This window comes from Marinifilum breve (genome assembly GCF_003202155.1).
Classification (GTDB): Bacteria; Bacteroidota; Bacteroidia; order Bacteroidales; family Marinifilaceae; genus Marinifilum; species Marinifilum breve.
The window spans coordinates 204759-219093 of the sequence record NZ_QFLI01000007.1 but is presented as its reverse complement, the minus strand read 5'-3'; the positions used below and the strand labels follow the sequence as shown (position 1 = coordinate 219093).

Genomic DNA, 14335 nt, shown 5'->3' with positions numbered 1-14335 from the left:
TTCAGCCTACAGCTACAAGCAGTAAGCTGAAAGTTGAAGCTTATCATTCATCATTTATAATTCATAATTGTTCAACCTTTATATTTTTTCGGGAATTCGTACAAGCAAACTTTGCCTGTTCTGGCCTCAATATCTTTCCAATCATTAACATCGAATTCGATGCCAATAACGGTGCAGGTTGGTACATATTCGTAGAACTCAACACTTAAATTAAAGGCCAGGTATTCAATGCTTGGATTGTGACCAAATATCATTACCGATTCATTCTCATTGCCATATTGGTCAAGCATTCCTAGAAATTCATGGGTGGTAAATCCATCATACAGTTCATCCAACTGCACGATAGATTCTTGCTGATAATCCAAGGTATCGGCAAACAAACGAGCGGTTTGAATGGCCCTGTTTGCCGTACTGGATATCATCAAATCGGGTTTGGCATCTTTTAGCAGTAACTTGTTGGCAATAAGATTTGAATCGTTAATACCTCTCTCTTTCAAATTTCTTTGAAAATCAGTAATGTCGTATCGAATGACTTCTGTTTTGGCATGTCGCACCAGAAATAAACGTTTCATAGTATTGGATTTTAAGTTACTGTGTTTTTGCTTTATTCTTTTACCGATTCTTTTTCTTTATGAGCCTTTTCCTTTTCTTTTAGGAATTCGGCAATGGCAATTTGAGATCTTACTTCAGCTTCTCCATCTAATCTTTCAATTGGAACATTATCCAGCTTGCCATTTAGGTAACGAGCACTTACGTTATCAGATAACTGTAGTTTTAAGATGTGAATGATTTCTTTTTTAACATCTGCATCGTGAATTGGGAATGCACACTCGATTCTACGTTGCAAGTTTCTATTCATCCAATCGGCCGATGAAAGATATAGCAATTCCTCTCCATTATTGTGGAAAAAGAATACCCTTGCATGTTCCAAAAATTGATCTACAATACGAATGATTCTGATGTTTTTAGAATAAGGCTGCTCTGGTTTCAAGCAACATATACCTCGAAGAAGCAAATCAATTTTCACACCTTGTTCGCTGGCTTCATATAGTTTGGTAATCATTTCTCTTTCCTGAAGACCATTCATTTTTAAGAGAATGTAAGCTTTTTTGCCATTCTTTGCATTTTCAATTTCCTGATCGATAAGTCGGATCAATTCGCTTTTTAAATTGAATTTTCCAACCAGTAATTTGTTGAATGTATAACCAGGAGTTTGATTTTCAAGGTAATCAAAAAGCTGTTTCATTTCCTGAATCATGACTTTATCTGATGTCAAAAATCCATGATCGGCATATATTTTGGCAGTTTTCTCGTTGAAATTACCTGTACTCAGGAAGGCATAATCTCTCTTGTCATCTTTACGAATTACCAAGGCAATTTTTGCATGAACTTTAAGCCCAGGTATGCTGTAAATAATCTTGATACCTGCTTTACGCATTTCGCGAGCTGAACGCAGGTTGGCTTCCTCGTCGAAACGAGCTTTCACTTCAACAAAAACAGTTACCTTTTTACCATTGTGTGCCGCATTGATCAGCGCATTAACCACAGCAGAATTATCGGCAACACGATACTGGGTTGCCTTAATTTCTTCCACTTTAGGATCTAAGGCAGCTTCGTTCAAGAAACGGATAACATACTTGTAGGACTGGTAAGGAAAGTGTAAGATTCTATCTTTCTTGCGAATGGTCCTGAAGATAGATTTGGTTTCTCCTTTTAATTCCTCAACACTTAGCGGATGATAGGGTTCCAATTCCAACTCAGGATACAGAGGATTTGGAAAACCAAAGAAATCCTGGAAGTTGTGATACCTTCCACCTTTAACCATATCGTTTGGCTGCAGATCGAAAGAATCTTTTAGAAAACGAAGAAATCCATTTGGAATCGATTCATCGTAAAGGAATCGAGAAGGAGAGCCTGTTTCTCTTTTTTTCAGGCTTCGTTCAATCATTTCAATCAAATCGCCCGAATATTCATCTTCAATCAACAAATCGGCATCGCGACTCAGTTTAAAACTAAAGCTTGAATCAATTTTATATCCTGGGAACAGCACCTTCATCCTTAGTTTAACGATATCATCGAGAAACATGATGTAGTGCTTTCCATCTACCTCAGGTAATTCTATGAAACGAGGGAAGTGGTGACATGGAACTTTAATAATTGCATAACGAGCTCTTCGTTTTTTACTGCTTCCATTTTCCTCCTCCTTCTTGTGTCTTCTTTTGTAAAGCTTAACGGCCAAATAAATGGAGTTGTTCTGAAGGAAAGGTTTAATCTGCTGCTTCAGCAACAACATTGGTTGCGCATGTGGCAGAATATTCTCCAAAAAGAAATCCTTTACAAATTGGTGATGCTCCTCGCACAACATCTCATCTTGTACCAGAATAATGTTATTCTCACGAAGCTCAGGAATAATATTACCTCTAAATATCTTTCCAAACTCAATTTGCTGCTTGTCTACTTCAGCATTAATTTTCTTTAGAATGTTATCCGGATTCTCTCTTAAATTCTTCTTGTCTTCAGGAGGTAATTCGGTAAAACGTTTGTAAGTACCCACACGTACCCGATAAAATTCATCGAGATTAGAGGAGTATATTGCCAGAAACTTGATGCGCTCGTATAAAGGCAGCTGTGGATTTGTGGCAACTTCCAACACCCTTTTGTTGAAAGATAACCAACTTAAATCACGGTTAAGGAATTGATATTTTGACATGTATTGATATTGCTAAGTGTAAAAATCTATGTCATTAAAAATAATCAATTTTTTGGTTCTTTTGGATAGGAATTTGCGATGGATGTGGGGAATTTTGGTATTATCGGAATTTCTTGGAGACGGCATTAATGCCGTCTGTACAATAATACATCTATCGACATTTCTATTATTATTCGAAATATTTATCCTCCCTCCAATTCTTGGGATTGTATTTGATGTAATTGCGAATGCGCTGCAATGCTTTCTGATCTTTTATGATATGATCGTAAAAGCGTGTATGCCATTCAAATTTTGGATTGATTTTGTGGGCCTGCCTGCTCACAATTGATTTGTATGATCCAATAATCGATGAGATGGTGTTATTTCCTTGGTTTTGAAATCTTTTTCGCCCTGGATTTTGATAGGATTTGTTAGAGACAAGGCATTGCCTTGTCTGTACATTTTTCCAATTATAAGGATCATCAATCACCAAAATGCCATGAATATGATTGGGCATCACAATAAATTCATCCAAATGCACATATGGAAAATGATTAGGGATTTCTCGCCAATAGCTATCAGCCAATTCACCTAATTCATTCAGAAACATATTTTCATCAGCAATTCTGCCAAAGAAGTGCTCCATTTCGCAGGTGCAAATTGTAATGAAATATTTACCATTACTGCCATAATCCCAACTTTGCAATCGGGTAGAATCAATTCTGTATTTGTTTTGGAATTTGGCAGACATTCTTGCCTAAGCGTTGATTATCTCTACTTTTGATTCTTTAAGAAATGCGATTAGTTTATCGCTTTTTCGGTCTTGTTTACACTTGAATTTGTGTTCTGAATTATTGTGTAAATGAAATGTAAAACTAATTCCATAGATTGTTTTATCAATAATAACAGACTTTAAGTCATCAGGCTTAAATTGAACTTGGTTCATCTTTTTTGCCAGAGGATATCTAATGATTAATAACAATACCAAGAATGTACCAACAAAAAATCCCAAAGGATAAATAATTTGATCGAAAAGATCCTTACTATAAAAGTTTTTGTACCAATTTAAGCCATTAAATATGGATATAAAACTTAAGGGAATGATGTTTATTAGGAATAAACCTGGATCATTTCTAAAACTGATTTTGTGATCGTCAAACAGTAATTCTCCTTTTAGGATTGGTCTACCTTTTAATGTAGTGATTAGTGTGTTTTTCATGAGTTGATAATCCTATTATAAGTAGGTTAAATTTACATTAGCATCCTTTAAAGTCTGAACCAACTTGCCTGAATAGCGATCTTTCGCACAGCCAATTTTGTGGGTGGTATTGTCGTTTAAATGTATGCTGATACGCAAAGAATCTGCCATTTCTTTGATGGCAACTTCTTCAATATCTTGTGGTGCAAATTCGATGAGGTTAATTTTTCGTTCCGCTACATATTTAATCACTGAAAATATTCCGAGTACAATTGCTATAAGTCCAATTATAATCGAAGCGATACTAATGCTCGATTCACCAGTAGTATCATAAATGTTGAAAGCACTACTTACTGTAACCAAGCTCATTGCAATCGCACTTAGTAATGCTGCCTTTGGATTGGTATGAAAAGTGATTTTTTCATGATCGAACAGCAAATCACCATCCAAGATTCGCTGTCCGTAAATTTTTGTCATTAGAGAGTCCATGTACTATTCGGTTTTGTTTTCCAGAAACTCCTCGATAATGGGTTTAGCGTTTTCTAAATCGCCACTCGATATGCAAAGCTTTACTGCACCAGCAGTACCTCCAGAGTGGTGAGGGGCAATTGTTCCGGTATAACCATCTTTAATAAAGCTATTGATTTTGTGATCATCCAAAATTGTCTTTAGCATTTCAACTTCCCATGAAAGTCCTGTATAAACTTCTATCATTGTATTTTCTGTATTGCTCATATATGTTTCGTTTTTTATGTGGTCTTATAAAGATAGTTTTAATGAAATAATATACAAGTAAATTGAACGTAAAATGTTGGTGGGCATAGTGTGTTAATTGTTGTATTGTTGTTATGGCTTTTGAAATATAGGATTGTGTATGTGTTTGTTGTGCGTTTGTAATTAATCGATATAAAATAGTGTGTTAATTAATGTTAAAAGTGATGAAATACATAATTAGACTTGTGTGTTTTGGGCTTATGTTTTGTAAATTAGATACTCTTAACAGCAATCCAGAATAATTTTATAACCTTAACAGAAGTAAAATGGAGAATAAGATTTCTTTTACATTAACTGATGAGGAAAAAACTCAGGTTAATGATGCTATCAAAGTATTAGAAGATATTTTGGAGCCCAAACTAGAAACCTTAATCCCTGATGACAAAAGAGATTTGCCAAAAATGGGAGATAAAACGGTTTCGTTTGTTGAAAAATCTCTGGGATATGGTCAAACATATCCCGAATTTGTTCCTGGTTTTGTTGATATTAACGAGGCACAAATTGATTTGGATAGTGTGAAAACACTACGTCAGTTTTTAACGCCTTTAAGCCGTATTACCAATGAAATTGATGATACAATGGTTTTGGCCGGTAGCGAAGCTTATGCTAGCTCGAGAGTTATTTACAAGGTGTTAAAGAATGCTGCTGCTATGGGGCAACCTGGTGCTGCAGAGGCGGTTGAAGAATTGAAGAAGCGTTTTCCTGGAACTAGGAAAAAGGAAACGCCTGCCGAAGAATAACAAGTAAAATAAACGGTTTTGGATTGCTTAAGCCCCCGATTGTAATGATTGGGGGCTTTTTATATCAACGAGTTTCGAGTTCAAAGCAAATAGCTGCAACACCGAAGAAAATAGCTTTGAAATCGGAGCTCAGAGCTTCGAACCCGGAGTAAAAAGCTTCGATCTCGCAGCTCCGAGCTTCGGCTTCAGAGCAAAAAGCTTCGACACCGAAGAAAATAGCTTCGAAATCGGAGCTCAAAGCCTCGAAATCGGAGTAAAAAGCTTCGATCTCACAGCTCCGAGCTTCGGCTTCAGAGCAAAAAGCTTCGACACCGAAGAAAATAGCTTCGAAATCGGAGCTCAAAGCCTCGAAACCTAACTAATGAATTAAGATCTTGATTATTGGATTTTAGTAGATGTATTTTATTCGGATTATATGTATAGCATCTTGAAGATGCTTGGCATGTTGCTTGGAACGGATTGTGAGAAGCATGGTGTTGCTTGGATTTACAAGGTCAATAAGGTGGTATCAAAGAAAAAACGACATGAATGCCGTCTTTTTGTTTGGTTTGAATATGATTATTTATTCGGTGATTAAGCTGATGTCACTTTCTGGTTCAAGCAGCCACATATTGGCTATTTCTTCGTAAACTTCGTTGGAATTGGTGAAGTTCATTCCCCATTTTTTGAAAAATTGAGACAAATCTCTTCCAGATACTTCACAAGCTGTAAGCATAAATGTTCTCATCTTGTCCTCGTCATTGTTTATAAGAGGTTGTTTTTCTCTGATATGCTTGTGTAAATTTTTAATGAAATCATCTCCAAACGCCAATTGAAGCTGGTAAAACATTCCCAATCTAATCCAAACATCAGCATTGTCTGAATTAAAATTTCTTTGATCGTCGGACAAGGCAAGATAGTTTTTTACTTGTTCCCATCGATTGTCTCGTTTGTACCTCGACGGAGTAACACCAAATTCTTTTTCTACAGCCAAGCTGTATAGGTTTACACTGGTTTCAATAATTTCGCTCCATGTCCAGGCGCTCATTTGATGCATATGACCCAATTCATGCCAAGGTCCCCAACCATCGCTTTTTAGTATGTTAGGATCAAGAATATATTGGACTGCATCGCTCTTTCGGTAAGCTGTTCGGTAATAATATGCAAACATATAATAATCAGAGCCTGTGTATTCTACCATAAGTATTTTGTGCGACATTGGTTTATGAATATCTTTAGAGCCGTCCATACCACTTAAGTTATTTTGGATGGTAACGATTTCATCTATTGTCTTTAGCAATTCATCCTGATTCTCATCTTGATATTCGATTGCTTTTTCACGCGAAACTACCAGAAACTCTTTTTCACCAACCAAGGTTGCTGTTGGAACATCAGCAAATCTCTCAAGCATTTTTTTCCAGTTGGCATTTGTTGTTTTTTTGTATTGATACAGAGGGCTATGCTCCCAACCATCATTAAAATCAATTTTAACCTTGCCATTTGGATTGTTATCGCTTACGTATCGGACGTAAACCATTCCCCCTTCTCCATTAACTTCTATTTTATTAATGCCAGACTGAAGAAAATAACTTTGTGGTTGCTTGTTCCAATGGTCACCTCTAGAATAAGTTCCTACAAGTAACTCAGGATAATCAGTGCCAGAAAGTAAACTGACATTTACAGTTAAGGTTGTGTTGGGCTTTGCGTAAACTCCCGTAGGTTCGAAATCAGAAAAATTAAATTGAAGTCCTAATCTTCTGGCTTCAGCTTGACCTGATATAATTTGGGTAAATGTTTGTGAAGAATCAACAGCAAGTTCTTTAGGCAATTTATTATTTCCTGAAACTTCGGGTGAAATACCATCTATATCATCATTATTGGAACACGAATAAATCAGAACTGCAGCTAAGAGTGTGTAGAGGATGTTTTTCATTAAAAATATGTTTTTAGAGTAAGTGATTAAATAACAATTTATAGATGGAGTAAAGTAATTAGGGTTGCGTTACTGCGTTCATGAATTACAATGTTTTTAATTGCCAACATAATATGATAATCTCCCAAAATCGCATTACATTTGTATAAGGGACTATCAAAAACCAAAATTATGAACGAAGGAGATAAAAGAGAAAACATTAAACCTGGATTGAAGGTGAAAATTGTTTTAAAAGAAGATCAGCGCAGCGGAAAGTTAACTGAAGGGATTGTGAAAGATTTGCTAACCAATTCGGCCATACACCCACATGGCATAAAGGTGCGATTGGAAAGTGGACAAGTGGGTAGAGTGCAGGAGATTGTGAAATAATTTTACCGTAAAGTTTTCTAACCACTAAGGGCACTAAGGTTTTTCACAAAGATCACGAAGAATAATTAGATTTATACACTAAATAATAACGCCACATTCTAATAGAGTGTGGCGTTATTTTTAATTATAAATCATAGGATTGCGAAAATCTAGTATAAATGCTGGTTCTGTGACCAATCATTCTTAATCTAAATCTTTTTATCCTTTGTGAAACCTGGTGAATACCTTTGAGCATCCTTTGTGGTTAAGCTTTTGTTTTCACTTTGTGTTCCTTTGTGAAAAACCTTAGTGGCCTTCGTGGTTAAATTACTTAAAATTCATACGTTTCAAGAACTTCGTCTTTTTAGAGCGTTGTGTAATGATGTAGGAATAAGGATTCTTTTTCAACGGATCTTTAAACTCACGTTTGTCCTCTTTGGTTTCCGTAACAATGGTGTTGAACTCATCGTTTGACGATCGCACAAACATTACCCCATGATGGTATTGGAAGAAATACCAGGTTGATTTATCAATCTCAAGGTAGATGGTCAATTTGTTACCACTTCGTTTTTTGTCGAGTTCCACCTTGCCTTTAACGCTCTTGTTAATTTGCTTGCCGTTGATGTTTCCAATTCCGATATCACCAATGGAATTATAGGCTTTGGCTTCTTTATCCCAAATAAAATCGAGGTTATTGAAGTAAATGGTATGCTTCAATTCCTTAGGCAATTCTTTGTATATGCCATTCTCATCGCGTGCAAGCATGGCCTTTTCGGCTTTTGCTTTGCCCATGATTTCGGCAATCTTTTTGGTGTAGTTCTTTTTGTTGAGCTTGCTGACTGCTATTGTGGCATTGGCAAAATCATTTTCCATGATTTTCATGGCCTGATCGTTCATAAAGAAATCAACTCCATAAATAAGGTCTAGCGTAACGATATCACTTGTTAAATCGTGCTCAATATTCCCCGAAGCTACTTGCTTGATCTGTCCCAATTCGGCACCCAGGTTTACTTTACCTTCTCCTTTAATGTTACAGTTGTTCTGATAGAAAGAAATCATGCTTCCTTGTATATTCGGATCTCTCAGTTTGTCTTTCTCTGCAATTTGATAGGCCTGTAATTTCTCGTTGTAGGTCAGGTATCCCTTGGCATCGAGCAAAACATTATCGGTATAGAAAATTCTACGCGATAGGAAGGATGAGTAGATGTGAATAGAATCGTTGGTCAGGAAGAAGGAGTTGTACAGCTTCAACCTGTCATCGTCTATTGCATGATGCTCTACAGGAATCAATATCTCATTCGGATCGATCTTTGATTTAAAATCCAACCAATTGTCTTTAATCTGTCCACACTTGTTGTGTATGTGTGCCTGACCATCAAAAAATAGGGCAGAATCTCTGGCTTCCAGTTTCACTTTTCCTTTGTAATCGAACTCAGGACTTAATGTAAAAGCTTTTTCTTCCGTGATATTTCCCATGGCAATGGTTTGGCCGGTTGAGTCAACATCAATTACATCGAAAGTGAGCAGCTGCTCTTTGTCATCCGCAGTTTTGTAGGTGTACGATCCCGATCCGGAATAAGAGTTTTTACCATGTACATTAATGATAGCATTGTAAATTCTATGGAATTGGTTGATGGTATCGGCAATCACTTCGGCATTTCTGAAGGTCTCCATTCTACCGCCTTTTGCAATATTCACAATACCACTGTCTGGATAAAGTTTGGCGTCGGCAATGTTTATGCTTTTTACAAACTTGGCCGAAATGGTATTGTCCATGGCATCGTATCGTGCAAGTGGAGTTACAAAACTTAGCGAATCCTGTTTCGGATCGATGGAAACAAATGTATTGAGCGATTTCTCATCCAAATCACCAATTTTTCCTGTTTGCCAAAGCGCTGCAAGTGTCGCTTCATCTTCTTTCCCAAAATCGATCATCTGCTCATCCATATACCACTTAAAGTTGTTGATGTAACTCATGTAGCGATTATCTGGGAAAAGACTTTTCTTATCGGCATTGGTGTTTTCGAAAGCTCCCGTACGGCTTACAAAGTCGATGTTTGCATTTACTGATTCGGTTTCGAATGAATACCCTGTTGAATCGGCATTTATAATTTTAAAACTTGCCGAATCAGCTAAAATGTTTTTGCGGTTGTAGGTAAAGTAATCCGATTTAATTTCCGCATTCACCAACTCCATATTTCCCATACCAGTGATACCGTTTGGTGTAATCTTAAGCGTTCCGGATAAGGTGGCCAGTTTTTGGTACATGTCTAGTGGCAAGGCGCTACTTTTCACATACATTTCATCTTTGTATGGGAACCATTGAACGTATATCTGCTTACCGTTTATTTCTGGATTGTTCATTTTGGTATCGTGTTCCTTCAACTCGAAACTTTCAGCATTGGTATGCATTTCTTCAGGTCGGAAAATGAAATCTGTTGATTTGGTTTCGGATACCAAATAGTTTACCGTACCACTACCTCTTAAACCTTGGTTCGAAAGGAAAACTGTATCGGTAAAAACACCTTTATCGTAAGCGGAAAAACCATTTGCTGGTGTGATGTGCTCAAAACCCAGCGAGTTGTCTTCTCGAATGGTTAATGGTTCTCTAAAGCTTGGGAAAATGCTATCGGAAACAAAAGTTCCTGCCAGTTCAATATCAGAACGATCAAAATTATTGATGTTCGTGATGGTGTAAGGATCTACCTTAAAGTAGAATTCATCACGTTTGTACACGCCATCCTGAATGTGTGGCTTGTCGTAAAAAACGTAACTGGAATCAACACTATTGAAAATAGGGTAGTCGGCAAATTTCTTATTTCCCGATTTGTTGTTCGGATCGTCGATCAACAAGTCACCCGATATGTTTTCAACTACACTACCCAACAAATTGGTGTATCGCTTGCCAAATCTACTTAAGGAATCCACTACTACATTCATTTGCAGGGAATCGATCGATTTTAGATCGACCTTAAAGTTGTCGTAGGAAAAATCGAATCCTTTACCATGAAGATCGATCAAGCCAGCCATTAATCGGCCATCGAACTCAAAGTCGCGGTTCTTTTTCAGTACAATTTTGCGATGCTTTGGGAAAATTACTACGTTCTGCGAGTCACTCACCGCAATTTGGCGCACACCATTAATTTGTAGGTTCGAACTACCAATAAAATAGATGGCATCTGCTTCTTTGTCCTCTGTTTGTGTGGTAAACTGAATCACATCGTAATCCTGGCGTCCCATTCCACTCTTGATGTAGTCGTCCAATCGTTTTTGCAAGGTCACTTCATCGGTGTTCATGTTGTAGCTTACAAACCCATGGAATGAAAGAGAAAACAATTGCTGGCGAACCTGATTTACCGGTTTTTTAATGTAATTGGCATATTCTTCTGCAGTGAAAGTTTCTACATAAATGTAGTCAGCAAACTTGCGAAGCAGCACCAACGGATTTTGTTCATCCATTCCTTGAATTCGCATGAATCGGTTCATCCTGAAATAATTTGTCGATTCGAAGTGCGCCTGACGTTTGGTAGCACCTTTCATTTTGGTAAAGTGCATCATGTTTTCATCCAATCGCCAAACCAACATACCAAAATCCATAATCAGGTTGTGGTAATTGTCAAAATATGGACTCTTTGATATGCCCTCTCCATCGCGAAACAGGTTCAATTCTTTCTTTTCAGTAAAATATTTAAACAACAAACCCGGATGATAGATTCTACACGTATCTATTAAGATTTCGATTTTGGTATCCTTACCTGCAATTTGTTTGTTCTGGAATGCAAAGTGTTCCGATTGGGCTACCAGGAAGAGGGTGTCATTTCTCGATATCTGAATTTCGGAAGGATGTTCAGGACTACCTTTTCCAATAAATTTTGCACCATGTATGGCAACTCCACCTTTGTAGTTTACATGTTCGTATATCTCGTCGATTTTAATTTCGTGCTCGAAGGATTCAAATCGGGGATACAATGCTCTTTTGGGATCTTTGGTTCTGATGGCTTTCTCAATCAGACTTCCGTTTAGTGCTTTATCTGATAACTCAGGATTGAAATACTGAACGGTATCGATGCTAAATGTCGATTTAGATGCATCGAGGTGGTAGGAATCGAATATGGCATATTCAGTATTAATATCTTTTCCAGCTCGTTCCCAACTTATTTTTCCATTGTTTCCTTTCCAAGTCTTTTCGAAAGGGAAGTATGTTCCTTTGGTATTGTAAATGATTGAAGTATCTCTTTGCGCGATGCACAGCAAATTGGCTTTATCAAATTCAATACTTAGTTGCTCATCGAATGTATATTTGAATTGAGCATTTTTTGCTTTCCACTCAACTGCGTACGATTTGTTTATGATGCTGTCGTTCAGTAGGTGTTGAGTTTGAACAAGAAAATCTTTGCTTTTGCTCAGTTTTACTTTCTTATCACTTACATGTTGCAAAAAACCGGAATGCCAGTTTGTGAAATCGCTTGCGTTTCTGTTTTGTTGCTGAAACAGCATTAAGGTCTGAAAGTAGTTGTAAAAATCAGGGAAAGATCTTGCTCTTTTCTTTAATAAGATGTCACTTACCTGGTAAATTTTTTGTCTTTCTTCGGCTCTAAGATTTGGAGATAGCCAAAATGATGGGAATTGTTCAGCAAAAGCTTTGCTTTCCTTTTTTTTACTAGGGTGATCCATGAATTTTAGGAATTCTTCCTGGAATTGAATGGAATCGTGTGGAAATGATTTTATAGACTGTCCGAATAAGTTGAATGAACAGAAAAAGGTAATTATAAGTAGTAGAGAACGAAAATTTAGAGTCATAGGTTTTGTTTTTGCCCAATCAGGAATTGTGATAAGGCAATTTAACAAGAAATAAGGAGAAAGTAATAAGTTCAAAGTATAAAGTGCAATGAGGGACAATTATTAAGAGAAAGGAAAAATATTGGCGCACAAATACTTTTCCCTTTACTCCTTTATACTTTAACCTTTTAAACTTAAGCCTTGGTGTATTTCACTGCCACCCAGTTGTTATCTACTTTGTGACTGATGTATTTTAATCCATTTTCTTCGGCTTCTTTTTGAATATGTGGCAAATCTTCCGTGTAAAAACCACTCATAATCAATTCGCCTTTTTCAGGTAAACAAGCTATGTAATGTTTCATGTCGTTCACCAAAATGTTACGGTTGATGTTGGCTAATACTACATCGTAGGTTTTGCCTTCCAATAAAGCTGCATCACCCAGGAATACAGAAATGTTCTTGGCTTTGTTGTTCTTGATATTTTCCAGTGAGTTTTTGTATGGCCACTCATCAATGTCAATGGCATCAACTCTCACGGCATTTCTTTTCGATGCTAAAATGGCCAATAAACTGGTTCCACACCCCATATCCAACACTCTTTTGCCTTCAATTTCTGTTTCAAGTATGGTTTGCACCATCAATGAAGTAGTAGAGTGGTGACCTGTACCGAATGACATTTTAGGATCAATTACGATATCGTAAGGAACCCTTGGTGTATCGGTATGGAATGATGCACGGATAACCACCTGATCGGAAATGATTACTGGTTGAAAATTCGATTCCCAAACAGCATTCCAATCTTGCGATTCAATGGTTTGATGTGAATAAGAGATGCTATGATTTGGAAGAAGATTTACCGTTAATTCCTCCACTCTTTGCATATCGAAAAGTGGAGCCTGAATAAAAGCTTCAACGGTATCGTCAGTTTGTGTAAAGCTCTCGAAATCGATCTCTCCAAGTTCTGCAATCAGAATGTCTGCAATGTCTTCATCAAAAGGAGTTATCTGGCATTTTAGTTCTATATAGTCCATCTGTTTTATTAGTTTGTTTTTGTTGTTGCAAGGTATGCTTTAAGCGCAGAAAAAACAAAAGCCGACACTGCTTGTATCGGCCTTTATTTTATGCTATTCTGTTCTTAGAATGCAGTAATGATTCCCATGAAGTCTTCTGCTTTCAAAGAAGCACCACCGATTAAACCACCATCTACATCTTCGTTTTCGAACAATTCTTTTGCGTTAGAAGGCTTACAGCTACCACCGTAAAGAATAGAAGTGTTGTTTGCAACTTCTTCACCGTATTGCTCTACTAAAGTTTTACGGATGAAAGCGTGCATTTCCTGAGCTTGATCAGAAGAAGCAGTTACACCTGTACCGATTGCCCAAACTGGTTCGTAAGCCAATACAACTTTTCCGAATTCTTCAGCTGACAAGTGGAACAAACCTTCTGCGATTTGACTTTTCACAACTTCGAAGTGTTTTTCAGCTTCGCGTTCTTCCAAAACCTCACCAATACAGAAAATTGGAGCTAGGCCATTTTCAAGAGTTAGGTTTACTTTTTTAACCAAAATTTCGTTGGTTTCTCCGTAATATGTTCTTCTTTCTGAGTGACCAAGGATTACATATTTGCTTCCAGTTGATTTGATCATAGAAGCTGAGATTTCGCCAGTGTAAGCACCGCTTTTTTCGTCAGCACAGTTTTGTGCAGCAACCCCAATTTTCTCACCAACAACTTTATTCACTTCAGTAAGGTGAATAAAAGGAGTACCGATAACAACATCTACATCATTGATCTCGGTGTTTTCAACAAGATCATTGATTTGTCCAGCCAACTCAATACCCTCTTCAAGAGTATTGTTCATTTTCCAGTTTCCTGCAACAATTTTTCTTCTCATAATT

The 14335-nt window shown here is 37.1% G+C and carries 12 protein-coding genes; 2 read left to right on the top strand and 10 right to left on the bottom strand.

Annotation, left to right across the window (positions count from 1 at the left end; all coding sequences use genetic code 11):
* Positions 1 to 71: 71 nt before the first annotated feature.
* The 6 genes from DF185_RS16085 to DF185_RS16060 all read right to left on the bottom strand — a co-directional run bounded on the left by DF185_RS16085 (position 72) and on the right by DF185_RS16060 (position 4622).
* The gene (locus DF185_RS16085; RefSeq protein WP_110361783.1) at positions 72 to 572 is read right to left on the bottom strand and encodes a SixA phosphatase family protein; all 501 of its coding nucleotides are present in this window, start codon (positions 570 to 572) and stop codon (positions 72 to 74) included.
* Positions 573 to 604: 32 nt separating this feature from the next.
* Complete coding sequence (gene ppk1 / locus DF185_RS16080) at positions 605 to 2710, bottom strand: polyphosphate kinase 1 (protein ID WP_110361782.1); 2106 nt, start codon at positions 2708 to 2710, stop codon at positions 605 to 607.
* Positions 2711 to 2879: 169 nt separating this feature from the next.
* A complete protein-coding gene (locus tag DF185_RS16075) occupies positions 2880 to 3440 on the bottom strand; it encodes a transposase (protein ID WP_110361781.1) in 561 nt (186 codons plus the stop codon).
* A gap of 6 nt (positions 3441 to 3446) precedes the next feature.
* A complete protein-coding gene (locus DF185_RS16070; protein WP_110361780.1) occupies positions 3447 to 3908 on the bottom strand; it encodes a hypothetical protein in 462 nt (153 codons plus the stop codon).
* Between the two features lie 15 nt (positions 3909 to 3923).
* Positions 3924 to 4376 (bottom strand): hypothetical protein, encoded by a 453-nt coding sequence (locus tag DF185_RS16065; RefSeq protein WP_133250058.1) that lies wholly within the window; start codon positions 4374 to 4376, stop codon positions 3924 to 3926.
* A 3-nt stretch (positions 4377 to 4379) separates the two neighbouring features.
* Positions 4380 to 4622: a putative signal transducing protein gene (locus tag DF185_RS16060; RefSeq protein ID WP_110361778.1), complete on the bottom strand. Its 243-nt coding sequence runs from the start codon at positions 4620 to 4622 to the stop codon at positions 4380 to 4382.
* Between the two features lie 305 nt (positions 4623 to 4927).
* On the opposite strand from DF185_RS16060, the gene DF185_RS16055 reads away from it, so the two are divergent.
* Positions 4928 to 5401, top strand: coding sequence for a hypothetical protein (locus DF185_RS16055; protein WP_110361777.1), 474 nt, complete (start codon positions 4928 to 4930; stop codon positions 5399 to 5401).
* 562 nt (positions 5402 to 5963) lie between these two features.
* On the opposite strand, the gene DF185_RS16045 is transcribed toward DF185_RS16055, so the two are convergent.
* The gene (locus DF185_RS16045; protein ID WP_110361775.1) at positions 5964 to 7313 is read right to left on the bottom strand and encodes a M60 family metallopeptidase; all 1350 of its coding nucleotides are present in this window, start codon (positions 7311 to 7313) and stop codon (positions 5964 to 5966) included.
* Positions 7314 to 7484: 171 nt separating this feature from the next.
* On the opposite strand from DF185_RS16045, the gene DF185_RS16040 reads away from it, so the two are divergent.
* Positions 7485 to 7682, top strand: a complete 198-nt coding sequence (locus DF185_RS16040) for a YwbE family protein (RefSeq protein WP_110361774.1) — start codon at positions 7485 to 7487, stop codon at positions 7680 to 7682.
* 306 nt (positions 7683 to 7988) lie between these two features.
* On the opposite strand, the gene DF185_RS16035 is transcribed toward DF185_RS16040, so the two are convergent.
* The 3 genes from DF185_RS16035 to tpiA form a co-directional block, all read right to left on the bottom strand.
* Entirely contained in the window at positions 7989 to 12461 is a 4473-nt protein-coding gene (locus DF185_RS16035) for a hypothetical protein (RefSeq protein ID WP_133250057.1), read from the bottom strand.
* 173 nt (positions 12462 to 12634) lie between these two features.
* The gene (prmA, locus tag DF185_RS16030) at positions 12635 to 13471 is read right to left on the bottom strand and encodes a 50S ribosomal protein L11 methyltransferase (protein WP_110361772.1); all 837 of its coding nucleotides are present in this window, start codon (positions 13469 to 13471) and stop codon (positions 12635 to 12637) included.
* A gap of 104 nt (positions 13472 to 13575) precedes the next feature.
* Complete coding sequence (tpiA, locus tag DF185_RS16025) at positions 13576 to 14331, bottom strand: triose-phosphate isomerase (protein ID WP_110361838.1); 756 nt, start codon at positions 14329 to 14331, stop codon at positions 13576 to 13578.
* Positions 14332 to 14335: the final 4 nt, after the last annotated feature.